This is a genomic window from Paenibacillus herberti (assembly GCF_002233675.1).
GTDB lineage: Bacteria > Bacillota > Bacilli > Paenibacillales > Paenibacillaceae > Paenibacillus_O > Paenibacillus_O herberti.
Genome location: NZ_NMUQ01000001.1, coordinates 1,815,086 through 1,829,456, shown reverse-complemented (window position 1 = coordinate 1,829,456; position 14,371 = coordinate 1,815,086). Strand labels below are relative to the sequence as shown.

At 53.0% G+C, this 14,371-nt stretch carries 16 protein-coding genes; all 16 read left to right on the top strand.

Going from position 1 to position 14,371, the window contains the following annotated elements:
- Positions 1–34: 34 nt before the first annotated feature.
- The 16 genes from rpsA (at position 35) to CGZ75_RS08340 (ending at position 14,246) form a co-directional block, all read left to right on the top strand.
- A complete protein-coding gene (gene rpsA, locus CGZ75_RS08420) occupies positions 35–1,291 on the top strand; it encodes a 30S ribosomal protein S1 (RefSeq protein WP_089523755.1) in 1,257 nt (418 codons plus the stop codon).
- 131 nt (positions 1,292–1,422) lie between these two features.
- Positions 1,423–2,055: a hypothetical protein gene (locus tag CGZ75_RS08415; RefSeq protein ID WP_089523754.1), complete on the top strand. Its 633-nt coding sequence runs from the start codon at positions 1,423–1,425 to the stop codon at positions 2,053–2,055.
- Between the two features lie 4 nt (positions 2,056–2,059).
- Positions 2,060–2,986 carry a YIEGIA family protein gene (locus tag CGZ75_RS08410; protein WP_089523753.1) on the top strand — a complete coding sequence of 309 codons (927 nt, stop codon included), beginning with the start codon at positions 2,060–2,062 and terminating at the stop codon, positions 2,984–2,986.
- Positions 2,979–3,164, top strand: coding sequence for a capping complex subunit for YIEGIA (locus CGZ75_RS08405; RefSeq protein ID WP_089523752.1), 186 nt, complete (start codon positions 2,979–2,981; stop codon positions 3,162–3,164). The genes CGZ75_RS08410 and CGZ75_RS08405 overlap by 8 nt, the downstream gene beginning before the upstream one ends.
- 97 nt (positions 3,165–3,261) lie before the next feature.
- Positions 3,262–4,584 (top strand): ribosome biogenesis GTPase Der, encoded by a 1,323-nt coding sequence (gene der / locus CGZ75_RS08400; protein WP_089523751.1) that lies wholly within the window; start codon positions 3,262–3,264, stop codon positions 4,582–4,584.
- Between the two features lie 12 nt (positions 4,585–4,596).
- Positions 4,597–5,196: a glycerol-3-phosphate 1-O-acyltransferase PlsY gene (gene plsY, locus CGZ75_RS08395; RefSeq protein ID WP_089523750.1), complete on the top strand. Its 600-nt coding sequence runs from the start codon at positions 4,597–4,599 to the stop codon at positions 5,194–5,196.
- Between the two features lie 11 nt (positions 5,197–5,207).
- A complete protein-coding gene (locus CGZ75_RS08390) occupies positions 5,208–6,236 on the top strand; it encodes an NAD(P)H-dependent glycerol-3-phosphate dehydrogenase (protein WP_089523749.1) in 1,029 nt (342 codons plus the stop codon).
- A gap of 129 nt (positions 6,237–6,365) precedes the next feature.
- A complete protein-coding gene (locus tag CGZ75_RS08385; protein WP_089523748.1) occupies positions 6,366–6,635 on the top strand; it encodes a stage VI sporulation protein F in 270 nt (89 codons plus the stop codon).
- 146 nt (positions 6,636–6,781) lie between these two features.
- On the top strand, positions 6,782–6,964 hold the full coding sequence (locus tag CGZ75_RS08380; RefSeq protein ID WP_089523747.1) for a DUF2768 family protein: 183 nt from the start codon (positions 6,782–6,784) through the stop codon (positions 6,962–6,964).
- 18 nt (positions 6,965–6,982) lie between these two features.
- Positions 6,983–7,279 carry a 2Fe-2S iron-sulfur cluster-binding protein gene (locus CGZ75_RS08375; protein WP_089523746.1) on the top strand — a complete coding sequence of 99 codons (297 nt, stop codon included), beginning with the start codon at positions 6,983–6,985 and terminating at the stop codon, positions 7,277–7,279.
- A gap of 25 nt (positions 7,280–7,304) precedes the next feature.
- Positions 7,305–7,691: a 2Fe-2S iron-sulfur cluster-binding protein gene (locus CGZ75_RS08370; RefSeq protein ID WP_089523745.1), complete on the top strand. Its 387-nt coding sequence runs from the start codon at positions 7,305–7,307 to the stop codon at positions 7,689–7,691.
- Positions 7,688–8,470, top strand: coding sequence for a hypothetical protein (locus tag CGZ75_RS08365; RefSeq protein ID WP_141136700.1), 783 nt, complete (start codon positions 7,688–7,690; stop codon positions 8,468–8,470). The genes CGZ75_RS08370 and CGZ75_RS08365 overlap by 4 nt, the downstream gene beginning before the upstream one ends.
- A 266-nt stretch (positions 8,471–8,736) precedes the next feature.
- A complete protein-coding gene (gene spoIVA, locus CGZ75_RS08360) occupies positions 8,737–10,215 on the top strand; it encodes a stage IV sporulation protein A (protein ID WP_089523743.1) in 1,479 nt (492 codons plus the stop codon).
- 353 nt (positions 10,216–10,568) lie between these two features.
- Complete coding sequence (locus CGZ75_RS08350; RefSeq protein ID WP_089523741.1) at positions 10,569–11,675, top strand: sugar ABC transporter substrate-binding protein; 1,107 nt, start codon at positions 10,569–10,571, stop codon at positions 11,673–11,675.
- Between the two features lie 70 nt (positions 11,676–11,745).
- A complete protein-coding gene (locus tag CGZ75_RS08345; protein WP_089523740.1) occupies positions 11,746–13,263 on the top strand; it encodes a sugar ABC transporter ATP-binding protein in 1,518 nt (505 codons plus the stop codon).
- Entirely contained in the window at positions 13,260–14,246 is a 987-nt protein-coding gene (locus tag CGZ75_RS08340) for an ABC transporter permease (protein WP_089523739.1), read from the top strand. Before CGZ75_RS08345 ends, CGZ75_RS08340 begins: the two co-directional genes overlap by 4 nt.
- The last annotated feature ends 125 nt before the right edge of the window (positions 14,247–14,371 follow it).

Here is a 14,371-nt window from a genome sequence, read left to right as displayed (position 1 = left end):
TAAAGTTGGGGTATGAACTGAGGAGGTAATTTCGATGTCAGAAGAAACAAAAATCCAGGACTCTGTCCAAGAATCTCAGCAAGGTCTCAGCCAGGATGAGCTGGAAAACATCGTCTCCCTGAAAAAGGGCGACATCGTAACCGGCACCATCGTGAAAGTTGAAGACAACCAGGCAACGGTTAGCCTCGGTTATAAATATGACGGCACTATTCCTCTGCGTGAGCTGAGCTCTGTTCAGCTGACTAATGCAAATGATGCTGTCAAGCTCGGTGACGAGCTGACGCTCAAAGTCATCACTATCGATGACGAGAAGGAAAAACTGCTGCTTTCCAAAAAAGCCGTTGATGCTGAGCAGTCCTGGGATTCCCTGCAAGCTAAATTTGAAGCAGGCGAGGTTCTCGAAATTACGGTTGCAGACGTAGTGAAGGGCGGTTTGGTCGCGGACGTTGGCGTACGCGGTTTCATCCCGGCTTCCATGGTTGAGCGTCATTTCGTAGAAGACTTCAAGGACTACAAAGGTCGTACCCTGAAAGTCAAGATCAAAGAAATCGATCGCGAAAACAATAAAATCATCCTCTCTGCTAAAGACGTTCTGGAGCAAGAGTTTGAGCAAAACAAACAATCCATCATGGAAAACCTGCAAGTTGGTCAAGAGCTGGATGGTACAGTTCAACGTCTGACGCCATTCGGCGCATTCGTAGACATCGGCGGCGTGGACGGTCTCGTACACGTATCCGAAATGTCTTGGCAACATGTGGCTCATCCGAAGGATGTAGTTTCCGAAGGCCAATCCGTGCGCGTAAAAGTGCTTAAGCTGGATCCTTCTGTTGGCAAAATCAGCCTCAGCATCAAGGCTGCTCAGCCAGGTCCTTGGGAATCCGTAAGCGGCCAATTCAACACTGGCGACATCGTAACGGGTACAGTTCGCCGTCTGGTGAACTTCGGCGCGTTCGTTGAAATCGCTCCTGGCGTTGAAGGTCTTGTGCATGTATCCCAAATCGCACACCGCCATGTAGCGACTCCACAAGAGGCGCTTACAGAAGGCCAAGAAGTTAAAGCTAAAATTCTTGACTTCAACCCGTCCGAAAAACGTGTCAGCCTGAGCATCAAAGACACGGAAGAAGCTCCTGAGCAAACTTCTGCTCCACGCTCTGAGCGTCCACAACGCGAGCGTTCGGATCGCGGCGGCTTCAAGGAGAAAATCGATAACCCGAACGTCTCCCTGAGCAACCAAAGCATGAGCTTCAACCTTGGCGAGCGCTTCGGCGACAAGCTGAACAAATTCAAGTGATCTAAACACTGGAGCTCTACTTCGTCTTTTTAGACGGAGTAGGGCTTTTTTTGTTTTTAATTCCGTTTTTTACCTTAAGTGCTGATAATCTATTCTGTCCAAGCGCATAATACGCGGGGGAGGTGCAGCCAATGACTACCATTGAAGATGGGTTTCTGGCAGCCGAAGCAGCGATTATCCTGGTCATCATGTTATGGAGCGGATGGAACCATGAGGCAGCAGGCGGTTTGAAGGTTATGCCTGCGGCAGCTGCTTTTATTCTCTTCGCTTTTTTAGGCCAGTTTCAAACGCATGGACAACTGTTGAAGTGGAATGGATCGGCGATTGGACTTTTATTGCTGGCAGCATGGATTTGGCGAAAGCTAGTTCCGCCCTCTGATCGCGTGTACACGCTCGGATGCGCCTTTTTACTCGGTTTTCTACAAATATGGCTGGGCACGCTTTATGGGGGATCGCCTCAATTAGTGATTATTCGCGAGGGCTGGGATGCAGCGATTATTAGCGGTGCACTTGCTTCACTGCTTACGCTGCGCGTTACCTCGCAGGTTGTCGTCCTGGCGGGATCTGCTGCGCTAGTTTCCCTGTATCCAGTGTGGGCAGCACCTGCGTTGACATCGACTGTGATTGGCGGGGCTGCATGGTGGGATAAGCTGGCACTCGCGGCCTTTTCGTGCCGCCTCGCTTCACTAGCCGTTCAAGCATTGGCGGCCTCGCTCGGACGAGTGATGTCTCATCAAGGGAACCATCCAGAGGGAGAGGCTTAAGCCAATGCTTCAACAAGTGAACGAATACTTTGAGCAACATAAGATGGTAGCTTCGGTCCTCTTCGGCATTTTCTTTGGCGTTACGGCAAGATTCATGCTGCTTCGCTCGGACTATCGCCAATATCCAGCCTATCCGCACGGACAGATCATCCATATTTCACTCGGCGTGATTGCATCTGCGCTTGGTGCGGTCGCTGTACCAGCGCTTTATCAGAAAAACCTCACGGCTCTTACCTTCTTAACTGTAGCGGCGCAGCAGTTCCGAGATGTGAGGAATATGGAGCGTGAGTCGCTCACAAAAATGGATTCCATGGAGCTGGTTAGCCGCGGAACATCCTATATTGAAGGAATAGCAATGGTGTTCGAAGGCCGCAACTACTTGGTCATAATGGCTGCGTTGGCGGCGAGCCTCTTTACAGTAGCGTTCAATGTGTGGATAGGGCTGGTAGGGGGGCTGCTCTCCTTAGTTGCGGTGTGGAAGCTGCGATCCGGCAAATCCCTCAACCACATCGCCAATATACATGCCGCCAACGTTAGAGTGGATGGTCCTGATCTGTACGTAGATGACATCTACATCATGAACGTTGGTTTGGAAAGCGATCAGCAGTATATTCGCGAGAGAGGTCTTGGTTTGGTACTGGAGCCGAAAAATGCAAATGGTCGCGTTACGCTGTCTAATCTTGGCCAGAGGCAAGCGATATTGTATGATCTGTCCACGATTCTCGGGGTGCTTCGAGATACCGGCGAGCCGGCGCTGCTGCCGATGGCCAAGCTCCATCTCGATTCCGGCAGGCTGGGCGTGTTCATTTTGCCGCATGACAAGGATATGTCCAAAGCGCTGGAAATCGCCAGCCGGGTTCCTCTGCTGGAATCGGCTGTAAGGATGCCTTCCAAAGCTGGTGTCAATCAGGAGGCAAAAGATAATGGGTAAAATTGTCGCGGTCGTCTGCCAGTCACCATCCTCTGCAATTGGTGGAGGAGCACCTGTTTTTGTTGAGAATGGGCCGGAGAAGGCGGCACAAACAGCCTTTTTACTGGAGAAAATATTGAATGCCAATGCACATGATCTTAAAAATGGAACATTCATTCTAGTTGATCACAGCCGCTGAGTGGGAGAAGCAGGAGTTTTGGCAACCTGAAAAGTTAGCCAACTCCGTTGTTTTTTGCTATGATGAAAGGCGTGAGAATTTTTGAGGGGTGTATATTATGGCAAGACCCGTTATAGCAATCGTGGGCAGGCCGAATGTGGGAAAATCCACGATCTTCAACAGGGTCATAGGCGACCGCCTGGCGATCGTGGAAGATAAGCCTGGCGTCACGCGTGACCGGATCTATGGAACCGGTGAATGGAATGGAAAGTCCTTCAGTATCGTGGATACCGGAGGAATTGAAATTGATGGTGAAGATGAAATCATGAAATCCGTCCGTATGCAGGCTGAGCTTGCTGTGGAAGAAGCGGACGTCATTATTTTCATGGTGGACGCTAAAACCGGCTTAACGCTGGCGGATGAGGAAGTTGCCCAAATGTTGTTCCGCTCCCGTAAGCCGGTTGTGGTCGCTGTCAACAAGGTGGATAACCAAGGCCGTATGGAAGATATCTATGAGTTCTTCGGACTCGGCTTCGGCAGCCCGATCGGCATTTCCGGCTCGCATGGAACCGGTATTGGAGACCTGCTGGATGAAGCGGTAGCCAAGCTGCCTGAGCTTGAGGATGACGGATATGACGAGGATGTAATCCGCGTTGCACTGATCGGTCGTCCGAACGTTGGCAAGTCCTCCCTGGTGAATGCTTTGCTTGGCGAGGAGCGCGTTATTGTAAGCGAAGTTGCCGGTACGACAAGGGATGCCATCGATACTCCGTTCGAGAAGGACGGGCAGCGCTATGTGCTTATCGATACGGCAGGTATGCGTAAACGTGGCAAGGTGTATGAGTCGACCGAGAAGTACAGCGTTATGCGCTCGCTCAAGGCGATTGAACGTGCCGATGTTGTGCTCATCCTGATCAATGCCGAAGAAGGCATCATCGAGCAGGACAAACATATCGCTGGTTACGCGCATGAGGCGGGCCGAGCTTCCGTGTTTGTCATTAACAAATGGGATGTAGTCGATAAAGACGACAAGACGATGCAGAATTTCACGCAAAACGTCCGCGACCATTTCTTGTTCATGAGCTATGCTCCGATTGTATTCCTTTCGGCGCTGACGAAGTCGCGGCTGCATAAGCTGCTGCCGGTCATCAACCATGTTTCGGAGCAGCATGCACTTCGCATTCAGACTCATCTGCTCAATGATGTGATCTCGGATGCAGTTGCAATCAATCCTCCTCCGACTGACAAAGGCCGCAGACTGCGCATCAACTATGTGACACAGGTCGCGGTACGACCGCCGACCATTGTCATCTTTGTCAATGCTCCTGAGATCATGCACTTCTCCTATGAGCGCTATTTGGAGAACAAGATCCGTGCGGCATTCAATTTCGAGGGCACTCCGGTACGACTGTTTACCCGCCGGAAGTCGGATGAAGATTAGGAGAGAGACGCCTTGCTGACTTCCATCCTTGCGATTGCGGCCAGTTATTTGCTGGGCTCCGTATCATTCAGCATCCTTATTGCACGTTACATCAAGGGCATCGACATAAGGCAGCATGGCAGCGGTAATGCAGGCGCTACGAATACACTGAGAGTGCTCGGCAAGGGGCCGGGCATACTCGTGTTCGCGCTTGATATTCTGAAAGGCATAGCCGCAGTCTGGATCGGCAGGTTCGCCGCTCCGGATGTGGACTGGCTGCCTGCCGTATGCGGCTTAGCCGTTATTGCCGGGCATAATTGGCCGATTTACTTCCGCTTCAAAGGCGGCAAGGGAATTGCTACGGCTATCGGCGTCATGGTATCGCTTGCGTTTCTGCCAGCCCTATATGCCGGCCTCATAGCCATCCTGGTTATCGTCATTACCCGGTATGTTTCCTTGGGTTCGCTTGTATTTGCCCTCTTAACGCCATTATCCATTCTATTACTGATAGGACTCGGGCCTATTTTCTGGATTTCATTCGTGCTGTGTGTGTTTGCTTTTATCCGGCACCGTACGAATCTAGTTAAGCTGTTCAAAGGCACCGAGAACAAGCTCGGTTCTAAAAAGGAATGAGGTGAGCATGTATGACGATACCGGAAAGCTCGCCGCATAAGCGGCTGAAGGCCGCCGTTCTGGTAGCAGGTAGTTGGGGAACGGCGCTCGCGTCCGTGCTTGCGAGCAATGGCCATGAAGTTGTGATGTGGACTCGCGGGCAGGCTCAAGCCGATGAGATTCGCGAGCAGCATACAAACGGCAAGTATTTGCCGGGAGCGCAGTTGCCCTCTGGACTTACGGCAACGACGAACATGGATGAAGCTTTGCGTGATGCACAGCTCGTTCTGTTCGCTGCACCTAGCTCCGCTATGCGCCAGGTAGCGGCCGCAGCAGCGCCTATGGTTGCAAGGGATGCTGTTGTCATCCACGCAACCAAGGGCTTCGAGATCGATACGCTGGAGCGGATGTCACATGTTCTGGCGGAGGAGCTGGGCCGGCCGCAGCAGGAGATTGTTGTGCTGTCTGGTCCAAGCCATGCCGAGGAAGTTGTCAAAAAGCTGCCAACAACGGTTGTTGTCGCTTCCGAGGCGGAAGGCTTTGCAGAAAAAGCTCAGGATGCATTGATCAACTCAGACTTCCGCGTTTATACCAATCGTGATGTAACAGGCGTGGAGGTAGCTGGCGCGATCAAGAACATCATCGCGCTTGGTACCGGCCTGTCGGATGGCCTCGGCTTTGGTGACAACGCCAAAGCGGCGCTAATTACGCGAGGGCTGGCTGAGATTGGCCGCTTAGGCGCGGCAATGGGCGCTAACATGATGACGTTTGCAGGGCTCGCTGGTGTGGGCGATCTGGTCGTCACTTGCACAAGTCCGCATAGCCGTAACTGGCGTGCTGGCTCCATGCTGGCGAGCGGACTTTCTCTGGACGAGGTGCTCCATCGGATGGGTATGGTCGTAGAAGGCGTGCGCACGACCCGATCGGCCAAAGCACTCGCGGCTCGTTATGGCGTCGAGATGCCGATTACCGATCAGCTCTATGAGGTGCTGTTCCAAGGCAAAACTCCTCGTGAAGCAGTGGAGAGCCTCATGATGCGCGACCGTACTAACGAGCTGTAGCAGGCGCATGTCCAATGTGGCGTTTGTCCGACACCAACCGTTTCTCCTCTTCATAAAATGATGGTAGAGCGGGTATAGCGTCGGTTTTACCGGCGTTTATATCCCCATCATTTATGGGAGGTCGAAGATATGAGCACACCGAAGGACATTTTAGGAGCGGTCAACAAAAAGACCGGCAAAAACATTACGGAAAACCAGGTGAAGAAACTCGCCAGCGCCGTAACTCCGAACACGATTAAAAACGAGGATGAGCTCCGCAGGCTGGTTAAACAGGTTGCACTCATGGCTAAAGTGCCGTTAACCGAAAAAACAATGAATGACATTGTTTCGGCGGTCAAAAGCAGCGGCATGAACATGGGCAGCCTCGAATCGTTGATGAAAGTGATGATCAAAAAATAAGGACATCCGTTAGGAAGAATGGGGCCGACTTACTGCTGTTTTGGCGGGCCGGCCCTTTTTTTGCGGAAGATGCCTGGACAAGCTCTATTGTGGCTTGTTTGTCGGCGTTCCGGCGCCTGCGGAAGCGCAGATAGGAGTGACAGACAATGGATTCGATGACAGTCATGTGGATCTCGTTGATCGGTATCGGGATGATGGTCATTTCCGCTCTTCTGATTACTTTTGCCCGTGCCAAAACTAAAGGGTTCATCCGGGGAGTGCTGTCGCTGCTGGCCTTCGGCTTGCTCGTGACAGGGTTCATACTTGGTGTTTTCTCTATCATTGTTTAGTCGCGGAGGTACATATCAATGATTATTTTGCAAGGCCGTACCAGAAGCACAGAGACGCAGGCAGTGCAGGGCAAGACGTTGCTTGAGCTGGCCTTGAGTGCCAAAGCGGAATGGGGTTCCTCCTGCCAACGTGGCACTTGTGCTCGTTGTCGCTGCCTGATTGTGCAGGGCATGGACCAACTGGAACCGGTTACGGATGGGGAATGGGATCGACTTGAGCCGGAAGAGCTGGATGAGGGCTACCGGCTCTCCTGCCAGGCTGTAGTGCGCTCGAACGACGCAACTGTGGAAGTTCAGCACAAGCCCTATTTCTAGCTAACGCTAAAAGGAGAGTTGTACCTTGATTGAAGTCACGTTTTGGCCGGAGGGGCGGAAGGTCAAGGTTAGACGAGGCACGACATTGCTCATCGCCGCCCATCAGGCCGGTGTGCCGCTCACGGTTCGCTGCGGAGGCAAGGCGGCCTGTCTGATGTGTAAGCTGAACGTGCATCCGGATTTTGGAGAAAAGGGCTTGTCCGCACCGACGGAACAAGAGCGTCACAAGCTCGGTAGCAGCAGCGGCCAACGGCTTGGCTGCCAATGTCGCGTCCTCGGTGATTGCCATGTCATTATGCCGGAGGACCCGCTTAAGGCCGCGGTACGGAGGCAGCTGGAGCGGCAAGCCGAAGAGGATGACGACAGCTGGCTTCGCTCTTTTCGCAATGATGCTCCAGGAGGGGAAAGATGATGAGTGGGATCGTCAAAAGCGGAAGCCTGGCTTCCGGCCGGCATCGCGGCAATGCGCTGAGACGTATTATGGCTGCGGCGTCACTAGTTGTACTGTCTCTGACGCTGTCAGGATGCCTTTATCCCAAACAACAGCTGGGCCAGAATCAACTGCCAGCAAGGGACGCGGTAGCAGGAGTACAGACGGTTGTTGACCTGTACCAGAAGGACACTGGTCTGCTACCGATGAAAACCGCTTCGGAGGAAACGCCGAAGTACGAGAAGTTCATCGTTGACTTCAGCAAGCTGCAGCAAGGCAATTATATATCTGAGCTTCCAGCAGCTACCTTTGAAAAAGGCGGCAACTATTATTTTGTTATCCAAAATGAAGAGATCGATCCCAGCGTTAAGCTGATGCCGTTAACGATTTTCCAGGCGGTCAATGACATTCAAGCTGAAAGTGATCGTTATAAAAGAAAGAACAATGCGATTCCATCCGGCGAGCAAACCTTCCCCGGCTTCTACCGCCTGGATTACGAGAAACTCGGCATCAAAGAGCCAGAGCTTCGCAGCGTTTATTCTGGGGGAGCCCTGACGCTAATGCTGGACGAGAACGGTCGTGTTTATGCCGATTATGGCATCGATCTGATGCAAGCCGTCCAAAAGTACGGCATGGAACGTATTAAGGAAGGCGAAGATCTGCGCCGTCTGCTGGCCGAGCAAACCGACTTTGTGCCGGTTAAATCTCCTGTATACGAGTTAATCGGGAAGGAACCTGTCCCGCAGCTCAAAAAGAAGTAGTACAATCTTGAACCTTTGTCCAACTTAACGCCTCTCGCGTCGTTGGCAAAGGTTCTTTTCTATTGATCCCAGGCATATCAATCATTCTTGAAAGGGCTGGTTGGTCCGGACCGGGATGCAAGATTATCAGGCGCAACCGTCATAATCCGGAAGGATGGACAATATGCTATTACTAGTCCACAGCATGTACGAGTTGCGTCGCTTGCCTACCCTCTTGACCGGTGGAAGGCGACGAACCGGATAATCGATTGGGAGGGGATCTGAAAGTGGAAAAAGTGGATATTTTTAAGGACATCGCGGAACGGACCGGCGGAGACATCTACCTCGGCGTCGTCGGCGCGGTCCGGACAGGAAAATCGACCTTCATTAAGAGGTTCATGGAGACGATCGTACTTCCTAACATTACCAGTGAGTCGGATCGGATTCGTGCCGTGGATGAGCTTCCCCAAAGCGCATCTGGCAAAACCATCATGACGACAGAGCCGAAGTTTGTTCCAAACCAAGCCGTACGCATTCATGTGGCGGAGGGGCTGGAAGTTAACGTACGACTCGTAGATTGTGTTGGATACGCCGTGGATGGTGCGAAGGGTTATGAGGACGAGAATGGGCCACGCATGATTACGACCCCTTGGTTCGAGGAGCCGATCCCGTTCCAGGAAGCAGCCGAGATTGGTACGCGCAAGGTTATCCAGGAGCATTCTACCCTGGGCGTCGTGGTCACGACGGACGGAACGATTGCCGAGATTCCTCGCAGTTCGTACGTCGAATCGGAAGCACGTGTCATCGCTGAGCTGAAAGAGGTCGGAAAGCCCTTCGTGCTGATCATCAACTCGACCCGTCCTAAGAGCGAAGAAGCGCAGCAGCTGCGCGGAGAGCTCCAGGCGAAGTATGATATTCCGGTCATGGCGCTCAGCGCCGCCAGCATGGGCGAGGAGGAGGTCATCTCCGTCCTGCGCGAAGTGCTGTACGAGTTCCCGGTTCATGAGGTGAACGTTAACCTGCCAAGCTGGGTCATGGTGCTGAACGAGAATCATTGGCTCCGCAGCAACTATGAGAATTCGGTACGCGATACCGTCCAAGACATTCGGAGGCTGCGCGACGTGGACCGCGTAGTCGCTCAGTTCATGGAATACGATTTTATATCCCGTGCCGGCTTGAGTGATATGAACATGGGGCAAGGCGTAGCTGAAATCGACCTGTACGCCCCGGATGAGCTGTACGACCAGATTCTGATGGAGGTTGTCGGGGTCGAGATTCGTGGAAAAGATCATCTGCTCCAGCTGATGCAGGACTTCACGCATGCGAAGCGGGAATATGATCGGTTCGCCGATGCACTCGAGATGGTCAAAACGACGGGGTACGGCATCGCGGCTCCAACACTGGCCGAAATGCAGCTTGATGAGCCGGAGCTCATCCGTCAAGGCTCGCGCTTCGGAGTGCGGCTGAAGGCGACGGCGCCATCCATCCATATGATTCGGGTAGATGTGGAGTCCGAGTTTGCGCCGATCATCGGCACCGAGAAACAGAGCGAGGAGCTTGTGCGCTACTTAATGCAGGACTTCGAGAACGATCCGATCAAGGTTTGGGATTCAGACATGTTCGGTCGCTCGCTGCATTCCATCGTGCGGGAGGGCATTCAAGGCAAGATCGCTATGATGCCGGACAATGCCCGCTACAAACTGCAGGAAACGCTTGGCCGAATTATTAACGAAGGCTCAGGCGGGTTGATTGCTATCATTCTCTAAAATGAATAAATATACAAATAACAGCAAAAAGCTGGATGCCCTGGGCAGCCGGCTTTTTGCTGTTTTATTTTTGAGTGATTTGGAAGCTTTGCCTAACAAGAATGGGGATCTGAGCGCATATTCACACCCTATCCTTGATTCATTCCAAGTTAATGCCCGTGAAAAGGCTAAAATGAAAAAAGCTTTTCATAACACAGGACAAGCTCTATACTTATACATAAATATACTTTTCGAGCATATTCGACATTAATTCGCACTAATCCGATTGACTAGATTGGGAAAGCTGTTATGATAGACTTAATTATATGTCCACCCCCTTAATAAGGGAAGGGTCCAGAAGGAGTAGATTAGAGATGAAGTGGGGCAAAAAGTCTTTGATGACGCTTGCAGCGGCAGCATTGTTTGTAACTGCGGCTTGCAGCAACAATGGTGGAGGAGCCGAACCGGCTAATAATGATGGCGGAGCTGTTAAGTCCAATGCGATTCTGGCTACGCTCGGCGAGGGCAATGATAATCTGAAAGGCAAAAAAATCGCACTCATTATGCAGTTCAACGAAGGAGCCTTCTCAGCTCAGTATGTGGCAGGCGTTAAGGAGCAGGTTGAAAGTCTCGGCGGTACGCTTCAGGTGCAGGCTGCGGGTAACAATCTCGCGGATATGGCCTCCAAGCTGGATGCTGCGGTCAACGGCGGCTTCGACGGCATTCTGACCGACCACGGTACGGCAGAGGCGCTTGAGGCAGGCGTGAAGAAGGCTGTCGAGAAAGGAATTCCGGTAGTTGCTTTTGATGCTAACCTCCAAGTTCCTGGTGTAACGGTGCTGCAGCAAAGTGATGAGGCCATGTCCAAAACGCTGCTGGAGCAAATGAAAGCTGATATCGGCGGCAAAGGCAATATCGTCAAAGTGTGGGTGGCCGGCTTCGCTCCGATGGAGCGCCGTCAAATTTCGTACAAGGCGTTCATGGACGCCAACCCTGATATTAAGGAGATCGCTCACTTCGGCACGGCTGAGAAGCCTGCTCTGGATACTCAGAACCAGATGGAAGCGATTCTCAAGCAATATCCGAATAAAGGTGATATTTCAGCCGTTTGGGCTTCATGGGATGAATTTGCCAAGGGCGCGACTCGTGCGATCGAGCAAGCTGGGCGTACTGAGATTAAAGTATATGGCATCGATATGAGTGACGAGGATTTGCAAATGATCCAAAAAGAGAATTCCCCATGGGTCGCTTCTATTGCGGTAGACCCGAAAGATATCGGACGCGTTCAGGCGCGTTACTTGTACCAGAAGCTGCATGGCGACGAGACGGAAGCTAAGGTCGTGCTGGATGCGGTACTCGTGAAACGCGAGGCGTTGCCGAAGGATAAACAAATCAATACAACGGAGCTTGGCCAATACGTCGAGGGTTGGGGCAAAAGCGAGCAAGGCATCGCCGACTGGATGGGCCGGACCGACAAGTAGTCAATAATCAACAAGCAAGCGGAGGTGGCCGTTGGCCACCTCCGCTTGCTTGACAATGGGAGGGAAAAGGATGGAGCAGCAGCTTGCTCGCTTGAAGCTGGCTGGCGTTCGGAAGTCATTTTCCGGCGTGCCGGCGCTGCTTGGAGTGGATCTTGAGCTGAGGGGCGGAGAGATCCACGCTTTGCTTGGAGCGAATGGCGCCGGCAAAAGTACGCTTATTAAGATTTTGTCCGGCGCCTACTCCGCGGATGAAGGCATAATCGAGCTAGACGAGCAGAGGGTCCGTATCGGCAGTCCCAAAGAAGCTAAGGCTCTCGGCATCCACTGCGTCTATCAGGAGGTCGATACAGCGCTTGTGCCCCGTCTGAGTGTGGCGGAGAACATCATGCTGGATCGCCATTCTGCAGCTGGTGGCAGCATCTGGGTGGATTGGAAGCAGTTGCACCGGGAAGCGGCAGAGACGCTGAAGAGGCTGGGAGCGGATATTCCGCTTCACAAGCCTGCTGGCGATCTGACGCTGGCAGAGAAGCAACTCGTCCTTATTGCGCGTCTGCTCACGGAGCAAGCTCGCTTCGTTGTACTTGACGAGCCGACGGCTCCGCTCAGCCTCGAGGAAACGGAGCGGCTCTTCCGTGTAATGGAGGGGCTGCGGCAGGATGGGATCGGCGTTGTGTTCATTACACATCGGCTTCCCGAGGTGTTCCGGTTATGCAGCCAGGTGACGGTGATGAGAGATGGAAGCCGCATTTGGACCAAGTCTGTCGAGGAGACAGATGCGGATGACGTAGCTTTGGCGATGCTTGGCCGGCGCTTCGAGGATGAGTACCCGAAGCTTGAAGCGGAGATCAGCGACGTTCTTCTCGATGTAAAAGGGCTGCGCAGCGGCAGCAGGGTCAACGGAGTTGATCTGCAGGTTCGTAAAGGCGAGATTACTGCTGTTGTCGGGCTCGTTGGAGCCGGCAAGACTGAGCTGTCGCGAGCCATTTTTGGCGCGGATGCTGTAACGGACGGCAGCGTGTCGGTAGCAGGACGCCGCATCAAGGCGAGCCAGCCCGCAGATGCAGTCCGCGGCGGGATCGTGCTCGTACCGGAGGAGCGCCGCCGTCAGGGCATTATCGCCAGCGACAATGTGCTGAGGAACCTCACTTTGCCAACGCTGCGCAAGCTGACGCGTGGCGGACTGCTATCGAGGAAGCGCGAGGAATCCAGCGCCACCGGGATTATCGAGCGCCTTGGCATCAAAACATCCGGTCTAGGACAAATGGTTTCGACGTTAAGCGGCGGCAACCAGCAGAAAGTCAGCATTGGCAAGTGGGTGCCGACAGATGCATCCGTCTATCTATTTGACGAGCCGACCAAAGGTGTTGATATTGGCGCGAAAAGCGATATTTTTCGAGTAATAGGATCGCTGGCGCAGCAGGGCAAAGCGGTGCTTTACTTGACCTGCGAATTCCAGGAGGCGATCGGCATTGCCGACCGGATTCTGGTTATGTACGATGGAGCTATTGTGCGCGAATTCCAGCGAGGCGAAGTCTCGCAGGAGGAACTGCTGATCCATGCCAGCGGAGGAAGGGGAGGAGTCGCATGAATTCCAGGTTAACTGAATTTATTTTTAAATACGGCTCGCTGCTCGTCATTGGGTTAGTCATTATTTTCTTCTCGTTTTGGGACGAGCATTTTTTCACCTATGACAACTTGGCTTCCATTTTAAGATCGATCTCGATCACAGCCTTCGTCGCCATTGGGGTGACCTTCTCGTTGTCGGTTGACGGTTTCGATCTGTCCGTGGGCTCTACGGTGTCGATGGTCATCGCCTTCTCCACCGCACTGATGGTATGGTACGAGATGCCGCTTGCCGTTGTCATCATCGGTTCGCTGCTCGTCGGGGCGGCAGTTGGTCTGATCAATTCACTGTTGATCGTCCGTGTACGCATCCCGGACCTGCTGGCGACACTCGCGATGATGTACGTCGTCTCCGGCTTACAGCAAATTTTCACAAAAGGCAATTCGGTCTACAGCAATATGGTGATGCCGGACGGTTCTTCCGCTCCAGGCTCGATCTCTCCGGCGTTCCTCTGGCTTGGTCAAGGCGAGTTGCTAGGTATGCCTGTGCCCGTCGTGATGATGGTGCTGGCGTTCATTCTCGTATTTATCTTTTTCAAATATACCCGAACCGGCCGTCAGATGGAGATGACCGGAGGCAATGAAGAGGCTGCTCGCCTATCCGGCGTAAGGGTTAAGCGAATCCGTACCGCCGCTTATGTGCTGTCGGGCTTATTCGCCGCCGTGGGCGGCCTACTGTTCGCAGCCCGTACTGGCAGCGGTCAGTCCGGAGCTGGTGCGCCGATCCTGATGGAGGCGGTCGCCGCTGTGTTTGTCGGTTACTCCGTGCTCGGCGCTGGACGTCCGAACATCGTAGGTACCTTTTTCGGGGCGGTGCTGATCGGCGTGCTGCTGAACGGCCTCACCATGATGAATGTTCCCTACTATTCCAATGACTTCATCAAGGGTGGAGTACTAGTGCTGGCACTGGCTATTACGTTCATCCATCTCAATCGCAGAAAGGCCTGAAAAAGGGGCTATAGGACGCGCTTGGGGCATGCGAATTGCCTCTGTAAGCCGCTAAAAATAGTCTTGTATTCCGGGTGCTACTGTATTAGTATAAGTTTGTTCCGCCTGAACAGGTATATTTTTGC

What these genes read in the sequence shown, in the direction of transcription:
- rpsA (WP_089523755.1), top strand. Translation starts at nt 35, where the DNA reads ATGTCAGAAGAAACAAAAATCCAGGACTCTGTCCAAGAATCTCAGCAA.
- CGZ75_RS08415 (WP_089523754.1), top strand. Translation starts at nt 1,423, where the DNA reads ATGACTACCATTGAAGATGGGTTTCTGGCAGCCGAAGCAGCGATTATC.
- CGZ75_RS08410 (WP_089523753.1), top strand. Translation starts at nt 2,060, where the DNA reads ATGCTTCAACAAGTGAACGAATACTTTGAGCAACATAAGATGGTAGCT.
- CGZ75_RS08405 (WP_089523752.1), top strand. Translation starts at nt 2,979, where the DNA reads ATGGGTAAAATTGTCGCGGTCGTCTGCCAGTCACCATCCTCTGCAATT.
- der (WP_089523751.1), top strand. Translation starts at nt 3,262, where the DNA reads ATGGCAAGACCCGTTATAGCAATCGTGGGCAGGCCGAATGTGGGAAAA.
- CGZ75_RS08390 (WP_089523749.1), top strand. Translation starts at nt 5,208, where the DNA reads ATGACGATACCGGAAAGCTCGCCGCATAAGCGGCTGAAGGCCGCCGTT.
- CGZ75_RS08385 (WP_089523748.1), top strand. Translation starts at nt 6,366, where the DNA reads ATGAGCACACCGAAGGACATTTTAGGAGCGGTCAACAAAAAGACCGGC.
- CGZ75_RS08380 (WP_089523747.1), top strand. Translation starts at nt 6,782, where the DNA reads ATGGATTCGATGACAGTCATGTGGATCTCGTTGATCGGTATCGGGATG.
- CGZ75_RS08375 (WP_089523746.1), top strand. Translation starts at nt 6,983, where the DNA reads ATGATTATTTTGCAAGGCCGTACCAGAAGCACAGAGACGCAGGCAGTG.
- CGZ75_RS08365 (WP_141136700.1), top strand. Translation starts at nt 7,688, where the DNA reads ATGATGAGTGGGATCGTCAAAAGCGGAAGCCTGGCTTCCGGCCGGCAT.
- CGZ75_RS08350 (WP_089523741.1), top strand. Translation starts at nt 10,569, where the DNA reads ATGAAGTGGGGCAAAAAGTCTTTGATGACGCTTGCAGCGGCAGCATTG.
- CGZ75_RS08345 (WP_089523740.1), top strand. Translation starts at nt 11,746, where the DNA reads ATGGAGCAGCAGCTTGCTCGCTTGAAGCTGGCTGGCGTTCGGAAGTCA.
- CGZ75_RS08340 (WP_089523739.1), top strand. Translation starts at nt 13,260, where the DNA reads ATGAATTCCAGGTTAACTGAATTTATTTTTAAATACGGCTCGCTGCTC.